11 protein-coding genes are annotated in these 16,323 nt (G+C 65.1%); 5 read left to right on the forward strand and 6 right to left on the reverse strand.

Annotated elements, in window-relative coordinates; translation table 11 throughout:
• Positions 1-66: 66 nt before the first annotated feature.
• From ACYOEI_RS36100 to ACYOEI_RS36110, 3 genes are all read right to left on the reverse strand, one after another.
• Complete coding sequence (locus ACYOEI_RS36100) at positions 67-1,470, reverse strand: neutral/alkaline non-lysosomal ceramidase N-terminal domain-containing protein (protein WP_462855184.1); 1,404 nt, start codon at positions 1,468-1,470, stop codon at positions 67-69.
• A gap of 18 nt (positions 1,471-1,488) precedes the next feature.
• A complete protein-coding gene (locus ACYOEI_RS36105) occupies positions 1,489-2,895 on the reverse strand; it encodes a protein kinase domain-containing protein (protein ID WP_462855186.1) in 1,407 nt (468 codons plus the stop codon).
• Between the two features lie 159 nt (positions 2,896-3,054).
• On the reverse strand, positions 3,055-4,419 hold the full coding sequence (locus tag ACYOEI_RS36110; RefSeq protein WP_462855188.1) for a Gfo/Idh/MocA family protein: 1,365 nt from the start codon (positions 4,417-4,419) through the stop codon (positions 3,055-3,057).
• A 289-nt stretch (positions 4,420-4,708) separates the two neighbouring features.
• Here ACYOEI_RS36110 and ACYOEI_RS36115 point away from each other — a divergent pair, with 289 nt between their 5' ends.
• Positions 4,709-5,410, forward strand: coding sequence for a Uma2 family endonuclease (locus ACYOEI_RS36115; RefSeq protein WP_462855189.1), 702 nt, complete (start codon positions 4,709-4,711; stop codon positions 5,408-5,410).
• 19 nt (positions 5,411-5,429) lie between these two features.
• On the opposite strand, the gene rsmH is transcribed toward ACYOEI_RS36115, so the two are convergent.
• Positions 5,430-6,497 (reverse strand): 16S rRNA (cytosine(1402)-N(4))-methyltransferase RsmH, encoded by a 1,068-nt coding sequence (rsmH, locus tag ACYOEI_RS36120; RefSeq protein WP_462855191.1) that lies wholly within the window; start codon positions 6,495-6,497, stop codon positions 5,430-5,432.
• A 294-nt stretch (positions 6,498-6,791) separates the two neighbouring features.
• Between rsmH and ACYOEI_RS36125 the strand changes: the two genes are divergently transcribed.
• The 4 genes from ACYOEI_RS36125 to ACYOEI_RS36140 all read left to right on the forward strand — a co-directional run bounded on the left by ACYOEI_RS36125 (position 6,792) and on the right by ACYOEI_RS36140 (position 13,273).
• Positions 6,792-8,417, forward strand: a complete 1,626-nt coding sequence (locus ACYOEI_RS36125) for a site-2 protease family protein (protein ID WP_462855193.1) — start codon at positions 6,792-6,794, stop codon at positions 8,415-8,417.
• Positions 8,418-8,823: 406 nt separating this feature from the next.
• The gene (locus ACYOEI_RS36130; RefSeq protein WP_462855195.1) at positions 8,824-9,078 is read left to right on the forward strand and encodes a hypothetical protein; all 255 of its coding nucleotides are present in this window, start codon (positions 8,824-8,826) and stop codon (positions 9,076-9,078) included.
• A 303-nt stretch (positions 9,079-9,381) separates the two neighbouring features.
• The gene (sppA, locus tag ACYOEI_RS36135; RefSeq protein WP_462855196.1) at positions 9,382-11,262 is read left to right on the forward strand and encodes a signal peptide peptidase SppA; all 1,881 of its coding nucleotides are present in this window, start codon (positions 9,382-9,384) and stop codon (positions 11,260-11,262) included.
• 949 nt (positions 11,263-12,211) lie between these two features.
• Positions 12,212-13,273: a hypothetical protein gene (locus tag ACYOEI_RS36140; protein WP_462855197.1), complete on the forward strand. Its 1,062-nt coding sequence runs from the start codon at positions 12,212-12,214 to the stop codon at positions 13,271-13,273.
• 308 nt (positions 13,274-13,581) lie between these two features.
• Here ACYOEI_RS36140 and ACYOEI_RS36145 read toward each other — a convergent pair whose 3' ends face one another.
• Together ACYOEI_RS36145 and ACYOEI_RS36150 are read right to left on the reverse strand one after the other, a co-directional pair.
• The gene (locus tag ACYOEI_RS36145) at positions 13,582-14,190 is read right to left on the reverse strand and encodes a B12-binding domain-containing radical SAM protein (RefSeq protein WP_462855198.1); all 609 of its coding nucleotides are present in this window, start codon (positions 14,188-14,190) and stop codon (positions 13,582-13,584) included.
• 32 nt (positions 14,191-14,222) lie between these two features.
• Positions 14,223-16,322: a substrate-binding domain-containing protein gene (locus ACYOEI_RS36150; protein ID WP_462855199.1), complete on the reverse strand. Its 2,100-nt coding sequence runs from the start codon at positions 16,320-16,322 to the stop codon at positions 14,223-14,225.
• Position 16,323: the final 1 nt, after the last annotated feature.

The following is a 16,323-nucleotide window of genomic DNA, read 5'->3' on the forward strand; positions in this document are numbered from 1 at the left end:
GACGCTGCCCTTCAACCCTTGAGAGGGGCCGGGACGTGATTCCCATCCCGATTTTTCCGGGGCACGTCAATCGGCCAGGCCCCTCAGGAGGCCGATGGCCGCTTCGACCATGGCTTCGCCGCCGCCCGGGGCGACGCGGGAGTTGACGATCTCATAGCTCCCCTCGCCGAAGGCCTTCTTGGTCGGGACGTAGGCGGGGATGTCGTTGGCGAGTTCGACGACCATGGTCGTCCGGAACGGCGAGGCTTTCTTGATGGCGAGCCCGAGCTCGACGAAGACCTCGCCCGGCAGGGTCACGATGGCAACGTCGGGGCTGAGGCGGAACACCTGCACCTCGAGGCCGACGGTCTTCCCCGGGAAGTTCTCCCGGAGGTCGACGACCGTCACCGCCCGGACGGCCTCCAGGAACGGCAGCGTCGCGCTGCCGACCCGGTCGAGCTTCGCCCGAGACTTCTCAAGCTCGTCGGCCTCGGCCACCTGGAGTGGGACGTCGACGACCTTCCGTGCCACTTCCAGCGACGGGGACGCGACCGGCGACAACTTGGGACGTCCCGCCTCGACGAACCCAGCCAGCGCCGTGCCGATCTCGGCCGCGGTGTGCCGGGTCTGGGACTCGACGTCGACGTGGTTGATGTCGCCGCACGTCCCGGTCCCGAAGAGCGAGATGAACGTCGGGCCGAAGGCCTTGCGGAGCGCGACCTCGAGGTGGTACGGGTAGTCGGCCGAGTACTCGGTCCCGCTGACTGTGTCCAGGTGCAGGGCGAAGACCGTCAGCGCCGCCTTGGGCGTGGTCTCCTTCGGGCCGTAGACGGCGAGCATCCCGATCTCGGGATCGATCGGGCCGGCCACGCGGACGATCGCGGGGTTCTTGTACCCGGGGTTGAAGACGACTTTCCCGTCCTTCATGTGGAACCGTCGGTTGAACGCCAGGCCCGACTGCTGCGCGACCCCGGCCTCGAGCCTCGACGGGGCCAATGAGGCCTGGGCCTTCGCGACGACGTCGCCGATGGCCTCGACGAGCTTCGCCCCGTAGTCGATCTCCTCGCGCGAGTCTCGCCCTTCGGCGGCGACCGCCTTCTCGTGGAAATGGCGGCGGAGCACGCCGTAGTAGAGCGGCCCGGTGTGGCTGTGCGTGGCACACACGGCGACCCGGCTCGCCGGGATGCCCGACGTCGCCTGGATCCGGGCCCGCGCCCGGTCGGAGAGGTCGCGGGGGATGGCGATCAGGTCGCAGAAAACCAGGGCGGCCTGTCGATCCCCCTGGCGGAAGACGATCGCCTTGGCCTGGAGCGGGTCCTTGGTGCCGGTGTTCGACCGCTCGTTGAAGTATCCCGCCATCCGGTAGCCGGTGGGGGGGGTGATGTCGACGGTCGCGACGCCGACGGCCATCTCATCGGCCCGGCCGACCGCGGCGGCCAGGAGTGCGAGGAGCACGAAAGATCGTCGGCAAAAGGCGAGATTCCCCATCATATTCCGGCCTCCTCATGTTTAAGACAGATATGCGACGATTTCCCGCATCGTGATCGAACGTCGGACGGGGTCGACCACCATGGCATGGCGGAGGACCGTCGCGAACGGGTCGGGGACCTCGGAGGCGAGCCGGTCGGGCTCGACCCTCCGGATCCGGTCGAGCACCTGGAGGACGTTCGCTCCCGGGAAGGCCCTCGCCCCGGTCAACATCTCGTAGAGCATGACGCCGAGCGCGAAGACGTCGCTCTCCGGTGACGCCGGGCCGCCTCTCGCCTGCTCGGGGGCCATGTAGCTCGGCGTGCCGAACGGACCTTCGCCCGACTCGGCGACCCCGTACACGGCCGTTTCGTCGGCCTCCTGAGGGGGGGATTCGCGCCGAGCAAGCCCGAAGTCCAGGACCTTCGCCACGCCGTCCTCGGAAACCAGGACGTTCTCGGGCTTGAGGTCGCCGTGGACGATGCCCCTCGCGTGCGCCGCGGCGATCCCCGAGGCGATCTGCCGGCCGATGTCGGCCGCTCGGTCGGGGGAAAGCCTCCCGGCGTCCTCGACGAGCCGACTCAAGGGACGGCCGCGGAGGTACTCCATGGCGATCATCGGCACCCCCTCGCTGTCGTCGACGGCGAAGACCGTGCAAATATTCGGATGGTTCAGGGCCGCCGCCGAGCGTGCCTCCGCCAGCGCCGCGCCCGGCGCCCGATTGGGGCCGGCCTTCAAGACCTTGAGGGCGACCGTCCGCTGAAGGCCGAGGTCGCGGGCCTTGTACACGGTCGAGAACGAGCCCGCCCCGACCTTCGCCTCGATCCGGTAGTGCGAGATCATGCTGCCCGGGCCGAGCACCTTCGTCGGGTCGATCGTCGGATCCTCCGCCTTCCAGTCCGCCGCGCACAGCCCCCCGGACTGCAAGGCCGAGAGGACCCGCAAGATCTCCTCGGCGCGTCGCCCGACGCTCAGGTTGTGGACCACCTGGTACTGCAACACACCCTCAGGGTCGACCAGGAAAAGCCCTCGCAAGGCGACCCTCTGGGGCTCGAGCCAGACCCCATACGCCCGGGCGACCGCCCCCTCCTCGTCGCTCGCGAGCGGAAATCCAAGCCCCTCCACCCCCCCTCGCAGCCTCGACGTCTCGAGCCACTGCCGATGGATCGCGACCGGGTCGCTACTGATGCCGAGCAACTCGCAATCCTGGCGGCGGAACTCGTCGACCCGTGCCCCGAGGCCGGTCAACTCGGTCGGGCAGACGAGCGAGAAATCGCGGGGATAAAAGACCAGCGCCACCCAACGCCCTCGATAATCCGCCAACCTGGCTCGACCGGCCCGCACCCCCGACGACGTCGCGCAGGGCATATCGAACTCCGGAGCCAGTATCCCCACGCGCGCGACACGATCCACTCGAACTATCCCCCCAAAACCCCGACTCAACAACACCTATTTGACACCCACCCCTATTGATCAAAACTTCCACCTACGTCAATCCATGCCATCTGTTGATTAATTCGCCTTCTCTGATCCGTGTTCCATCCGTGGCTATCCAATCCGTCGGCCCGGCATCGGGCCAACCATTTCCAGCCCGATGCCGGGTCCCCGTCAAATGTGCTTCCAGGGTTCGCGGTAGGCGTAGTCGAGCAATTCGTTGGCCGAGTCGTTGTTCGTGATGCGCTCGGTCTTGGGATCCCACTCGAGTCGCGACCTGGTCGCGAGGGCGATGTTCGCCAGCAACGCGAAAGTGGTCGAGCGATGCCCTTCCTCGACGTCGGCATTGGGCGTCTTTCGAGACTTGACGCAGTCGAGGAAGTTGCGGGCGTGCTGCTGGTCGAGGTCGCCGTCGTCGGAGCGGACGGTCATCGGCTTGATCTTGACCGTCTTCCCCTTGAAGCCGCCGGGGCGCTCGGGGACGATCTCGAAGCCTTTCGCGTCGGCGTAGACCGTGCCCAGGGTCCCCCGCAGTTCGATCTCACCGGCCTTGAGCACGGGGGTGCCATTGGCCTCATAAAGGCCGAAGGTCATGAGCATCCCCGAAGGGAGCTCGAAGATGATTTCGGTCGTATCCGGGATCGTGCGCGAGTCGCGCACGGAGAAGTTCCCGCCGTGCGCTGAGACCGAAGTCGGTGCCGACTCGCCGACCATCCAGCGCATCAGGTCGAAGTAGTGGACGCCCCAGTTCGCGACCTGCGACGAGTAGAGGTGCCACCACCGGAATTTATAAGGCGCGGTATTCTCGTTGAACGGCCGGCTCGGGCGAGGCCCGAGCCACATGTCCCAATCGAACCCCTCCGGCGGCGCGGAGTCGGGGACGAGACCGATGCCATCCGGGGTCATGTTGTTCGCGTAGCCCGACCTCGCCACAGTGACCTTGCCGATCTGGCCGGACTGCACGACCTCGGCCAGCTTCGCATAGATCCGAGACGACCGCCGATGCGTGCCGACCTGGACGATCCGGTCGTTCCGACGCGCCGCCTGCACGATCCGGCGCCCCTCGTTGATGGCGATCGAGAGGGGTTTCTCGACATAAACATCCTTCCCGGCGTCGCACGCCATGACCGTCTGGATCGCGTGCCAGTGGTCGGGCGTGGCCACGATCACCGCGTCGATGTCCTTGCGATCCAGGATCTCGCGGAAGTCCTTCACGCGGGCGGGAGGGCGTTCCCACTTGGGCTGGGACGGCGGGATCCTGTGTCCGAGGTTCTTGAGCCGGGGGTCGATCTTGTCGTATTCCCCGTTCAGGTAGGTCTCGTAGACGTCACAGAGGGCCACGACCTCGGCATCCGGCTGGGCCGCGAAGGCCTTGAGGACCTGGCAACCGCGATTGCCGACGCCGATGCAACCGACCCGCACGCGATCATTCGCGCCGATCGGCCCCCCTGCCCTGGCCCCTTGCGCCACCGCACCGCTCGCCACGGCGGCGGAGAGGGCCGTCTTCGTGAAGTCGCGTCGGTTGAATGGACTCACCATCCTCGGGGCCTCCAAATCGACAGAGGGTCCGGCGATCGCACATGCCGAATTCGAGCTTGAGATCGAGACGGCCTAACCTTTCGCCCTCGCAGTCTACCAGAGCCCAACGACGAGTATGAATGGGTTGACTCCCGCCCGAGCCCCCGAATTCCTCCCGAACGCCCCACAGTCGATTTGGGCCGTCCCACCACCCTCTCGACTTGCCGCTGTGGTTCCGGCCTCAAAATGGTATCCTCGAATTTGGTGAAGAGGTACGGATCCAGGCCCGTCAAGCCCGGGAGGTGCAGGGATGAGTACCGTCCAATCCGCGACGAATACCGGCCGCGCACTCCCGTCCCTCGTCGCCGGCCAAAGGCTCGATCAGGCGACCTTCCACGAACGATACGCCGCGATGCCGAGCGGCGTCCTCGCCGAGTTGATCGATGGAGTCGTGTTCATACCCAGCCCCGTCGGCCCCGAGCACGGCCGCGCCCACATCCCCTTGCTGGTCTGGCTGAGCTATTACGAAGAGAACACGCCGGGAATCGAGGTCCTCGACAACACCTCGACCGCCTTGGGTCCCACGAGCGAGCCGCAGCCCGACGCACAGCTCCGCATCTTGCCCGAGTATGGTGGGCGATCACGGGCCGAGCGACGGTTCATCCGAGGAGTCCCCGAGTTGGTCGTCGAGGTGGCCCATTCCACCCGCTATACCGACCTCGGGCCGAAGTTCGACGACTACGAACGGGCAGGCGTGCGTGAATATCTCGTTCGGGCGCTCGAGCCCCACGAAGTTCTCTGGCACGTCCTCGTCGATGGGCGTTATACGAGAATCCTTCCCGACGCGGACGGTCTCTATCGCTCGCAGGTCTTCCCGGGACTCTGGCTCGAAACCCAGGCCCTCCTGTCCCACGACACCCGGCGTCTTCGTCGCGTGCTCGACCAAGGGCTTGCGACGCCCGAGCACCAGGCCTTCGTCCGGGATCTGGCCGAGGCGAAGCAAGCTCCCTGACCACGTCACGAGCCCGACGTCAGATCGACGAGGAGGGTGCCCGGACCGCGAAACGCAGCTTCGCCGAGGTCGAGCGAGGGTTGGCGCGTCGTTCTTCGGCGGAGGCACGAATCACCTCAGGCGACGTCGAGGCATACGTCCGGTCATGGAGGCCGGCCTGGAAGGCCGCCTTCACGCGGCGATCTTCGCCGGAGTGGAACGACAGGATCGCGACCCGCCCTCCCGGCTTCAGGCAAGAGGGCAGCACGCGAAGGAGGGCCTCCAAGGCTCCGAACTCGTCGTTCACGGCGATGCGGATCGCCTGGAAAACGCGACGGACCGCGTCGTCGGCCGTCCCTGAGGACCGGCGGGAATACTGCTGGAATGTGGAGCGAACGACGTCGGCCAGTGACCGGGTGCTGACGAGCGGCCGGCTGGCGTGGGCTTGCAAGATCGCTGTGGACATCTCCCGGGCCAGGGGTTCGTCGGCGTTCTCGGCGAGGATCCGGGCGAGTTCCGCCTCGTTCCAGGTCGACAGCAACGCCGAGGCTGGGCGTGTCCGGCCGGGATTCATCCGCATATCGAGCGGGCCATCCTCCTTGAAGGTGAAGCCCCGGGCCGGGTCGTCGATCTGCATCGACGAGAGCCCGAGGTCGGCCAGGAGGACGTCCGCACCCCCGGGAGCCTGCTCGGCGACGAACGCCGAGAGTCCCGCGAAGTTCATGCGCCGGACGACGAGTGTTTCGGTCGGGAACCCGAGGGCGAGGAGCCGGGCCTCGGTCTTGGGCAACTCGATCGGGTCGGCGTCGATGCCGAGCAGACGCCCGCCGGGTTGGACGGCCGCGAGGAGTTCGCCGGCATGGCCCCCGTAGCCCAGTGTGCAATCGACCGCGACGTCTCCGGGACGAGGCGCGAGACCCTCGAGGATCTCTCGGACCATGATCGGTCGATGCATCCCCGCGGGGGTCTTGCCGCCGGCGATCACCTTCGCCACGTCGTCCGCGTACGCCTCGGGACGATGCTCCTTGTACTTCTCGCGGAACGCCCTCGGATGCGTCCCTCGATAGCGCGGACGGCGCCCCGGTTTCTCGGGAAGAGGATCGGTCATGCAAGGTCCACGGTGGGCGGGGTGCGATGTCGAGACGAGAGGCCTCGCGGATCAACGAGCCATCAGGAATATCAAAATCACTCGCGACTCGTCGACATCATGGGCCCTCGAGTTGGCGACCGCCGTTCGCGTTCTCTCGGTTTTTCTCGTCATCGAAATGAAGCAGAGGGATCCTCGAGAGACTCCAAAGCGAAGGGTGGCGACGGTGCCCCCGACAACACGTATCCTGGGAAGGTCGAGCGTGGAGCCGCTCCGGCATTGCGGGACGCCGACGAATCTTGACGAGGGCCGCCAATGAACGCTCTCAACCTTCTGGCCTTCTTCCTGACGGGAGCGTTGATCCTCTACCTGTCCATTCTATTTCATGAACTTGGGCATGTTGTCCTGGGTCGAGTGGGAGGGTATGAGGCCACCTCGTTCGGCCTCGGACTCGGTCGGGTCATTTGCGTCATCCCTCTCGGTCGGATTCGGCTCTTCTTCGGGCTCTACCGCCCTCTTCAGGGAGTGACGTTCGCGTTCTACCCGCGGTTCTACCCAACTCGGCTACAGATCTGCCTCTTTTCGGCGGGGGGAATCCTCGCCAATGGGCTGCTTGCGCTGCTGGGACTTGCCCTCATGAGATGGCTATCGTGGGGAAAGGAGGCGTGGGGGCTGCTCGCTTCACTCAACGGGCTACTGGCCTTGGGAAGCCTGGTTCCCGTGCATTTCCAGGTCGGACGCACTCCCCTGCGAAGTGACGGATTGCTGATCCTCCAGACCTTGCTCGCCCGTACGCTGTCTCAGCCGCCCCCGAAAACCATCGAGATGGCCGAATCCCTGAGGGGGCTATTCCAGGCGACCGGGGACCTTACGATCCACCGCGTTTACTTGCTCTCGGCCGCTGGGGCCAGGGCCGAGCTCGCAGATGTCTCGAGAGCGAAGGAGTTATGCCAGGAGGCCGACGAGGTGCCCGAGCACTCCCGAGCGGGGACTCACGCCCTCGGCGAAACGATTCGCGCGACCATCGAGTTGACAGCCGGCCAGTTGGACGAGGCCGCCGCGGCCATGGATGTCGCCGCGGCCGTTTGCCTCGAGGAAGGTAACGCCAAGGGCCTCCTCCTCATCGCCGCACTTCGCGCCTGCGAGAAAGGGCTCCGGGGGGACCGCCAGGCCGAGGCGAACGACCTGGATGCACTCCTGGAAGATCCCCAAGCGGCTCGACACCCGGAGTTGCGGCTTCTGTTGCTCATTTCGCGGCTGAACTCCAGTCTCGCGATGTCCGATGGCGACTCGGTAGGGACTCTCCTGGAGCAGATCCATGCCCCGGGGCTCCCCAAACGCTCCGCCCTCCAAACCATCCAGATCTACTGGCCTCTCGCCCGGTTCTCCAAAGAGCGAAGTGATGTGGAAGGAGCCGCGACGGCCTACCGCGAAGCCTCTTCCGGCATGCGAGAGCTCGTCGACGCCTGGAGCAGCCCGGACGAGAAGGTCCGATTCCTCGAGAACAACGCGAAATTCCTGACCGACGTTCGCGAATCCCTCCAGGCCTTGGGCAAAGACGAGCTGGCCGACGAACTCCTCGCCCCCTTCGAAACTCCCGGAGCGATGGCACCTCCGAGCGAAGCCGAGAGGGCACGGGACACTCGGTTTCGCCGGGCCGGCCTCTGGCTCTTGCTCCTCAACGTCACTGTCTCCCTCTCCATGCTGCTAGTCGTGGTGGCCATGCATGTCAAACCCCCGGCCGTACCCTTCTTCCTGTTCACCACCATTTTCATTATTTCGACAGTCTTTCAATTCGTCACAGTCGTGTCGGCCTTCGCGATCCATGCCCTGATTCTCAGGTCATGGAGGCCAGGGATTGCGATCCTGGCCGCGGGCTTGATCCCCTGGATCATCACGGCATTCTTGCTCACAATCGAATGGATCGATCCCACCACCTGACACGTCCAGCACTGTGCGAGGCGAAAAAGCAATCAAACAATCACTTGTCAACATTAACACATTGCGGCCGAATACGCACAACTCGTCCGACCCCTTCTCGTGGCACACAATTCCAAGCAAGCATTCAACCACCCATAATTTCGCTGTGCGCCAACGATCTGGGCGCTGGTGCCAACGGGGGGATGGGATGTATCATGAAGGATGGGTACGTCACGGATGAGGGTCGCTCGTCGCGAGACGAAGGGTCGAGAGGTGGGGCCGTCGCGCTATCGAGTTTCGAGGTCCGGCAGTATCAACGAAGGTATTGCCGTGACGTCGCGCGAGGGTCCGTGAGTTGCGTGCCCCGAGGGTCGTGTCGGGGCAAAATTCGAAATCAGCCCACAGCCCCCGAGGGAGAGGCCAGGCCATGGGGATGTCTCGACGGCGATACACGACGCTCGTTTCTTTGCTGATGTTCGCCGCGGCCGGGGTCGCGGGCTCGCTCTGGTGGCGGACCCATCCCCTCGAGATCAGCACGCTCGCCGGCGGCTCGATGGTGGTCCGGGCCTCGGCCGCCCTCACGATCGACCCCGAGAAGCTCGCGACGACCTGGGGGATCATCCTCGGGATCATCGCCATCTCCACCAGCACGGCCCTGGTCACGCCCAGGAAGGCCCAGTAACCTCCTCGTATCCTCGGTCGCTCGGGCGACAGGAAAACGCGCCGAACTCTCGATCGACGAAGGGCGGGCCGAAGGTCCCGATCCGGGATTCCCGACGTCTTGCGCGCGTGGGCGGCCCCACGTCACGGACCACGACCGGCAGCCGGTTCCGATGGCCATGCACCGTGCGACTCGGGTAGTCTGAGCGCGAGGGCCGGCGCCACGCCCATGGCGGGGCGGCGATGAATATCGGACCGGCCCCGACGAAGGATCCTGGAGCGGGGATTCGCACCCGGGCATTCCACACAACGGAGGAAGCATCTGATGCGTCGTGCGACGATGATCGAGGGCTTGGGCCTGGTGCTGGCCGCCTACCTGGCGGCCGCGCCGGCCCGGGGAAACGATGAACCCAAGAAAGACGCCCCCGACAACAAGCCCGCCAAGGCCGAGGTCAAGACGATCGCCGTCTTCCGACTGGCGGGCGACGTGACCGAGGCCCCCAAGGAAGAATCCTTCTCACTCAATGGGATCACGAGCGTCACCCTCCACGACCTCGTCGCCCGGATCAAGAAGGCCGGCACCGACCCGGACGTGAAGGCCCTGGTGATCCTGCACGAGGCCGGCGCGATCGGCGCGGCCCAGGTGGAAGAAGTGCGCCGGGCCCTCGACAACGTCAGGGCCTCGGGCAAGGACGTGTACGCGAACGCCGACTCCCTGGCGATGCGCGAGTACGCGCTCCTCTCCGGCGCCACGAGGCTGAGCGTCGTCCCGACGGCCGACCTCTGGATCACGGGTTTCTACGGCGAGTCGCCCTACCTCCGCGGCCTGCTCGACAAGATCGGGGTGAAGCCGGACTTCCTGACCTGTGGCGCGTACAAGAGCGCGGCGGAGGTCTTCATGCGGGAGGGGCCCAGCCCCGAAGCCGACGCGATGCAGAACTGGCTCCTCGACGGGATCGCCGAGGCGACGGTCGACCTGATCGCCAAGGGGCGTAAGGTCGAGCCCGCCAAGGTTCGCCAGTGGATCGACGCCGGCCCCTACACGGCCGAGAAGGGGAAAGAGGCCGGCCTGATCGACGCGGTCGAGCATCGCCAGGCGTTCGAGGCGATGCTCAAGGACAAGTTCGGCCAGGACGTCGTCTTCGACAAGAAGTACGGCCAGAAGCAGTCGCCCAAGGTCGACATGTCCTCGCCGTTCGCCTTCCTCAAACTCTGGGGCGACCTGCTCGGCGAGGCCCAGAAGAAGAAGTCGACGAAGGACGCCGTCGCCATCGTCCACGTCGAAGGGGCGATCACCCTCGGGGGCGGCCAGCCGTCGCCGTTCGAGAACGCCGGCGCCAGGAGCTCGAAAATCCGCAAGGCGCTCGACGAGGCGGCCCGCGACGACTCGATCAAGGCCGTCGTCCTCCGCGTCAATTCTCCGGGAGGCTCGGCCGTCGCCAGCGAGATCATCCTCGACGCCACCAAGCGAGTGAAGGCCAAGAAGCCGTTCGTCGTCTCGATGGGCGACGTCGCGGGGAGCGGCGGGTATTACGTCGCGTGCGCGTCCGACCTGATCTTCGCCGACGAGTCGACCATCACCGCCTCGATCGGCGTCGTCGCCGGCAAGCTCGCGACCAAGGAGTTGTGGAAGAACGTCGGCATCACCTTCAAGGCCTACAAGCGAGGCGAGAACGCCGCGATCCTCGCGGCCAGCGCCCCGTTCAGCCCCCACGAGCGCGAGCGGATGACCGCCTGGATGAACGACATCTACGGCGTCTTCAAGGGCCACGTGACCTCGAGCCGGGGCGACCGCCTCAAGAAGCCGATCGACGAGCTCGCCGGCGGCCGGGTCTTCACCGGCAAGCAGGCCTTGGAGCTCGGCCTGGTCGACAAGATCGGCACCCTCCAGGACGCCATCGCCCACGTCGCCGACAAGGCCAAGCTGACCGACTACGACGTCCGGGTCGTCCCCGCCGCCAAGAACTTCCTCGAACAACTCGTCGAAGAGTCCTCGGGCACCTCCGACGACGCCCCCGGCCTCGACCTCGCCGCCCGACTGCCCGGCGTGGGGGGCCAGGTGTCCCTCGTCGACCTCGCCATGCCCTTCCTCCGCCACCTCGACGCCGGCCGCGTCGCCACCGTCAAGGCCGCCCTCCAGCGACTCCAACTCCTCCAGCAAGAAGGCGTCATCGTCATGATGCCCGAGATCGCCTTCCCGCGCTGAGCCGGAAACGCGCCGAGGGCCCTGTCCACCACAGGGCCCTCGTCTTGGTTCGGTGATGACCTCGGGCGGTGCAACCACCCGACCGAACATCTTCGACAGTACATCGGCGGAATCGACGAGGACGAGATATCGTAGTGGTGACGCGTCGGAAACGACGAGCATCCCCACCTTTGTTTCCAAGAGAAATTTTACACCTTAATTACGTTTATAAATAAACCATCCTTTCAATTAAGGCTCGCTTTCCTGCGTAACCCGATGGGTGCAAAGGACTTTAGCACGAGCCGAGTGCTATTCAAGTCTAACCCAAATCGTCTGCAAATCGTCGACACCAAATCGTCCATTCAACGCGCACGCCTGGATCTGTGGGGGCTTGGGTGGGCGACTACCCAGTTCTGCACGGCCCGAGGCGTTCTCCGAGTCGTTGTCATGGGTTTGGTGACAGCAATTTGAGAACATTCGCAATTGGAGCCCCTGACTCCGACTCCGTAAGCTAGACCTAAACCAAGCGTATCGAAAACCCTCTCACGCCCCTCCAACTTGGATTTAAGGGGTTTTGGCAACGGCACTTGCGCGAGCGTGTGCGTTTTCGAGTGAGCGCCTCTTCGATTTCCATAGTTTCGTGGCATGCCTTGTTTTATAGGGCGCAGACCGCTGTCATCCTTATGTCATCGTGCCGGGTACGCTTGTTTTAGGGCTAGACTGAGGAAGGAGAAACACGGTGTCGCACGCATTGCCTCTACCGCATTGGTTTTCTGGGAACCCGATGGGATGAGTCTTTGCTTCGATTTCGTATACGCACTTTCGCGGTGAGGCCGGGCGACTGCTTAAACGTCTCCCAGTCGCCGATTTCACGATCGGGGTGGATGGGCCGCCCTCCTTGCTCAGTCAATCGGAGTCGGAGTGCCGGCAAGGCGCTGCGAACTCACGAGTTCGAGGTTTGTGTAGCATCATGTCGTTATTTTCAGTGAGCTCATCCCGTTGGGGTCGTTTCAACAAGCCCCAAATCAAGTCGCGATGCCGCGCCTCGCTTTTTGGCGCTTCCGAGGGGCGGCCGACCCGGCGTGTTCCCGCGATCGTCGAGAATTTGGAACGGCGAGATTTGATGACGGTGACGCCCAATCAACTCCATTCGGCAGGCTCGGACAAGCTGCACAAGGTGGAGTTACCGAGAAACGACAGCGTGGTCATTCCGGTTGGTGCGAGCACGGGCGGATCGATCGCGGCGAGGCGGCGAGATGAGGCGATGCACCACGGCTTCATCGGCGGGGCCGCGGGAGCGAAACGCTTCCAGCAATATGCAACCACTCCGATCGCCACAGCAAATCAGCTCAATCAGCCACTGGGGCAGGCAAAGGCCGACTTGATTGCCAAGGCCTTAAAACTTGATAAAAGCTTGTGCTTCACGGAGCAGCAGTACCTCGCGTTTATCAGTGGCAATGGGATGGATGGTAGCGGCAACCAGGCCGATGCAAAACTGGTCGACGAAAGCATCGCAATCCTGACGAACTCGAGGGCCCACCCGCTCATCCGTACAATCGATGGCAAACCAACCAGGATCGTTTTGGGGAGCTACGGACTCACGGTCAACACAGACGGGATGCTGGAAAGCCCGGCAAATGCCAACGCCCCGACGAGACAGGTCAATTCCGTCCTCGCTCCGGGGGGTTATCTCTCAACCTGGGCGGCCGCCAACGGTGCGCAAGCATCGATTCAAATGCTCTACAAATCAGCATTCAGAGTGCAACTTCCCTATGGGACTGCCGCGCAGTATGAAGGGACCAATGCCGAGCTGGCGCTCTATCGGAATGGCGCCAAGAGCGCGGTCACGGGCCTGCCGATGGCCACATCGCTCTGGCAGATCAACTTCGCACTGATCTATATGTTGAACCCGAAACTGGCTGCAAAGATGCCTGCTCATTGGGCTCCGATTCCTGGCAAAGTGGTGGCCGCCCTGTTGAAAAGCCCCACCGGCCAAGTCCCCTACAGCAGCTATGCGTCCAGCTTTCACTAACGACTCGCGGCATCACTTCGCTCGATCCTTCCCCGTTTTCTGTACCTTTTCCGACCACTTCAGGGGGAGTGGAAATGAGCGCGCTCGTTTCCAACAACCGCGGAATCGACGAGGATGAGATGGCGCAAAGGTGAAGCGTCGGAAACGATGAGCATTCTTAATCGAGTCCTTTGCAAGAAGGCCCGTTGCTCCTCGAACTCTTCAAGCGAGAGATCGAAGCCGACCCCGGACTGCTTGAGAAGCCCAACGGTTTCGTTGTCGTCGAGCCCCAGGGCTTCTCCGAGTTGGTGTTGGGTGATTTTCTCTTCTCAATGGAGCCGGCTCGCGGCGCAGAAGTCGCACGCCAACGGGCAGCCTCGCTGCGTCTGGAGGGTGAAGCGGTGCCGGACGCCCGTTCCGAGCAGGTCGAACCGAGGGGTCGGGGCTTCGCGGAGGTCGAACGGCTTCGTCGCGTGGTAGAGGGGCCGAAGTCCTCCGGATCGAGCGTCGGCCAGCACGGCAGGCCAGGAGGCCTCGCCGTCGCCGACGACGACGGCATCGACCGACCGATGAGCCTCCTCAGGGCATGCCGTCGCGTGGAGGCCGCCGAGGACCACCGGCAAGCCCGCCCGCCGCACCCGCCGGGCGAACTCGTAGGCATCCTCGACCGAGGCCGTCAGCGCCGAGACCGCCACGAGGTCGGGACGGAGCTCGATCACCTGCTCGGCCAGGGCCTCGGCGTCCGAGCCTCCCGACTCATGGTAACTGGCGGTCCAGTCCGGCGGGTTCATCCCGGCGACCGTCAACAGCCCGAGCGCCGGCAGTTGGGCGATGGCCCCCGCCCTCGCCTGCAGGCCGGGCATGGCCATCCCCAGCTCGCGCATCTCTCGCTCCCGGACGCGGAAGCCGGTGAACGGGACCAGGGCGACGTGGGGCACGGCCAGGGCTCCTCAAAGCCTGTTCCGTTGATTCAAAAATCATAATTGTCGATATTTTCTTTCGCAAATCGGAAGGGCTTCCCGAGCATGACGTTGTCGCCCACGACCTCGATCGTGCCGAGTCGACCGGCCTTGATTTGGGTGTCGCCGGGCTTGAGGGTCCCGTCGTGGAGGGCCCGGGCGGCGAGGACGGTCAAGTAGCCCAGGTCCATGGTGTTCCAGAGGATCACGCAGTCGGTGATCCCCTCGTGGACGAAGCGTTTGTTGTTGTTCGGGAGCCCGAGGCCGAGGACCTTGACGTCGCTGCGGCCGGCCTGCTTGACGGCCTCGGCGGCGCCCGGGACGGCCGGGGTGCAGATCCCCATGATGAGCTTCACATCAGGGTCGGCGTTCATGATCGAGGTCGCCTCGTCGAACGCTTTCTTCTGGAGGTCGTCGCACGGCCGGAGTGCGGCCATCGTGATATTCGGATACTTCTCGGCCCGACGGGCCTCGATCGTCTTCTGCCACTCGATCATGTTGGCGGCGGTCAACGAGGCGGTGATGATCGCGAACTTCCCCTTGCCCCCGAGCACCCGCGCAGCGTTGTCCATCAGGGCTTCGCCGATCCCCTGGGGGGTCGCCTGGTTGATAAGGAAGTCGCGCGCGTCGGGGAGGGCATCGGCGTCCCACGTAATCACCTTGATCCCACGCTCGCGGGCCTTGCGGAGCACCGATGAGATCCCCTCGCGATTCTCGACGGCGACGGCGATGACGTCCACGCCTCGGGTGATCCAGGTGTCGATGACCTCGTTCTGCTTGGCCGGGTCGGGGTCGGTGGGGCCGTCCCAGATCAGGGTCACGCCGAACTCCTTGGCCGCCTCCTCGGCCCCCTTGCGGCAGGCGACGAAGTAGGCATTCCCTTTGCTCTTGGGCATCATCGCCACGGTGATCCGCTTGACCGCGGGCAGAGCGTCGGGGCGAGAGACATCGGCCGAGGGGACCGCGGAACCCCGGCCGGCGAGGTCGTCGCGGAGGGTGCGGGCGAGATACACGTTGCTCCCCGCGACGATCAAGGCCGCCGCGAGGATCACGCCGCAGATCAGGGCCACTTGCGAATTCTTCACGTCGAACACCTCAGCAGCAGGATGTTGGGGATGCGCCGTCGCCGATGCCGTCGCCCTCGAGGGTCGGCGGTCGAGCCCGATCGCCAGGATGAGGAGGGCCCCGGTCAAAACCCCGGCCAGCTCGGCGGGGAGGTCCGCCAGCCTGAGCCCGTTCTGCAGGACGCAGATGGCGAAGAGGCCCAAAAGGGTGCCGTGGACGCTGCCCCGACCGCCGAAGATCGAGGTCCCCCCCAGCACCACCGCCGTGATCGCCATCAGCTCGTAGCCCGTGCCCGCGTCGGCCTTCGCCTGGCCGAGGTGGGCGACGTAGATGACCGCCGCCAGGCTCGAGACCAGGCCCGCGAGTAGATAGACGAGACCGACCAGCCGCCCGACCGGGAGCCCCGCGTACCGGGCCCCCTCGGGCGCGAACCCGATGGCGACCAGACCCCGGCCGATCGTCGACCGGTGGAGGAGGATCCAGAAGCCCACAGCCACCGCAGCGAACACGGGCAACTGCGCGGGGAGCAGGCCGAAGAAGTACCCTTGCCCCAGGAAGAGGAAGCTCGCGGGGAAGTTGGTGTAGTTCTCGACGCCCCCCGTCAGGCCTTCGGCCAGCCCTCGGAAGAGCGAGAACGAGCCGAGGGTCACGATCAGGGGGGGGATTCGCAGTCGAGTAATGAGCAGGCCGTTGAGGCCGCCGGCGAGCGCACCGACGCCGAGGGTTAGCGCCGCGGCCACGCCGATCGGCAGCCCCGCGTCGCGCCAGAGCGATCCGAAGATCACGGCCGACAGTCCCATCAGCGAGCCGACCGAGAGGTCGATGCCGCCGGTGACGATCACCGGCGTGAGGGCCACGGCGAGCAGCCCGACCTCGACGCTGAGGCGGAGGACTTCGAAGGCGTTCGCGAGCGAGAGGAAGTTCGTCCCGATGGCGCTGAAGACCGCGGCCTCCAGGACCAGGAGCGCGAGCAGGATCCGCTGGGAGGGGTCCAAGAGGCGAGGTCGGGCGGAGGCAGCACGAGGGGAGAGGGCCGTCGACGACATC

This window comes from Singulisphaera rosea, assembly GCF_054877945.1.

Bases quoted from the DNA above. Each gene is read 5' to 3' on its own strand.
- ACYOEI_RS36140 (WP_462855197.1), top strand. From the start codon at position 12,212: ATGTCGTTATTTTCAGTGAGCTCATCCCGTTGGGGTCGTTTCAACAAG.
- ACYOEI_RS36125 (WP_462855193.1), top strand. From the start codon at position 6,792: ATGAACGCTCTCAACCTTCTGGCCTTCTTCCTGACGGGAGCGTTGATC.
- ACYOEI_RS36130 (WP_462855195.1), top strand. From the start codon at position 8,824: ATGGGGATGTCTCGACGGCGATACACGACGCTCGTTTCTTTGCTGATG.
- rsmH (WP_462855191.1), bottom strand. From the start codon at position 6,497: ATGACCGATCCTCTTCCCGAGAAACCGGGGCGCCGTCCGCGCTATCGA.
- ACYOEI_RS36110 (WP_462855188.1), bottom strand. From the start codon at position 4,419: ATGGTGAGTCCATTCAACCGACGCGACTTCACGAAGACGGCCCTCTCC.
- ACYOEI_RS36115 (WP_462855189.1), top strand. From the start codon at position 4,709: ATGAGTACCGTCCAATCCGCGACGAATACCGGCCGCGCACTCCCGTCC.
- ACYOEI_RS36150 (WP_462855199.1), bottom strand. From the start codon at position 16,322: ATGTCGTCGACGGCCCTCTCCCCTCGTGCTGCCTCCGCCCGACCTCGC.
- ACYOEI_RS36100 (WP_462855184.1), bottom strand. From the start codon at position 1,470: ATGATGGGGAATCTCGCCTTTTGCCGACGATCTTTCGTGCTCCTCGCA.
- sppA (WP_462855196.1), top strand. From the start codon at position 9,382: ATGCGTCGTGCGACGATGATCGAGGGCTTGGGCCTGGTGCTGGCCGCC.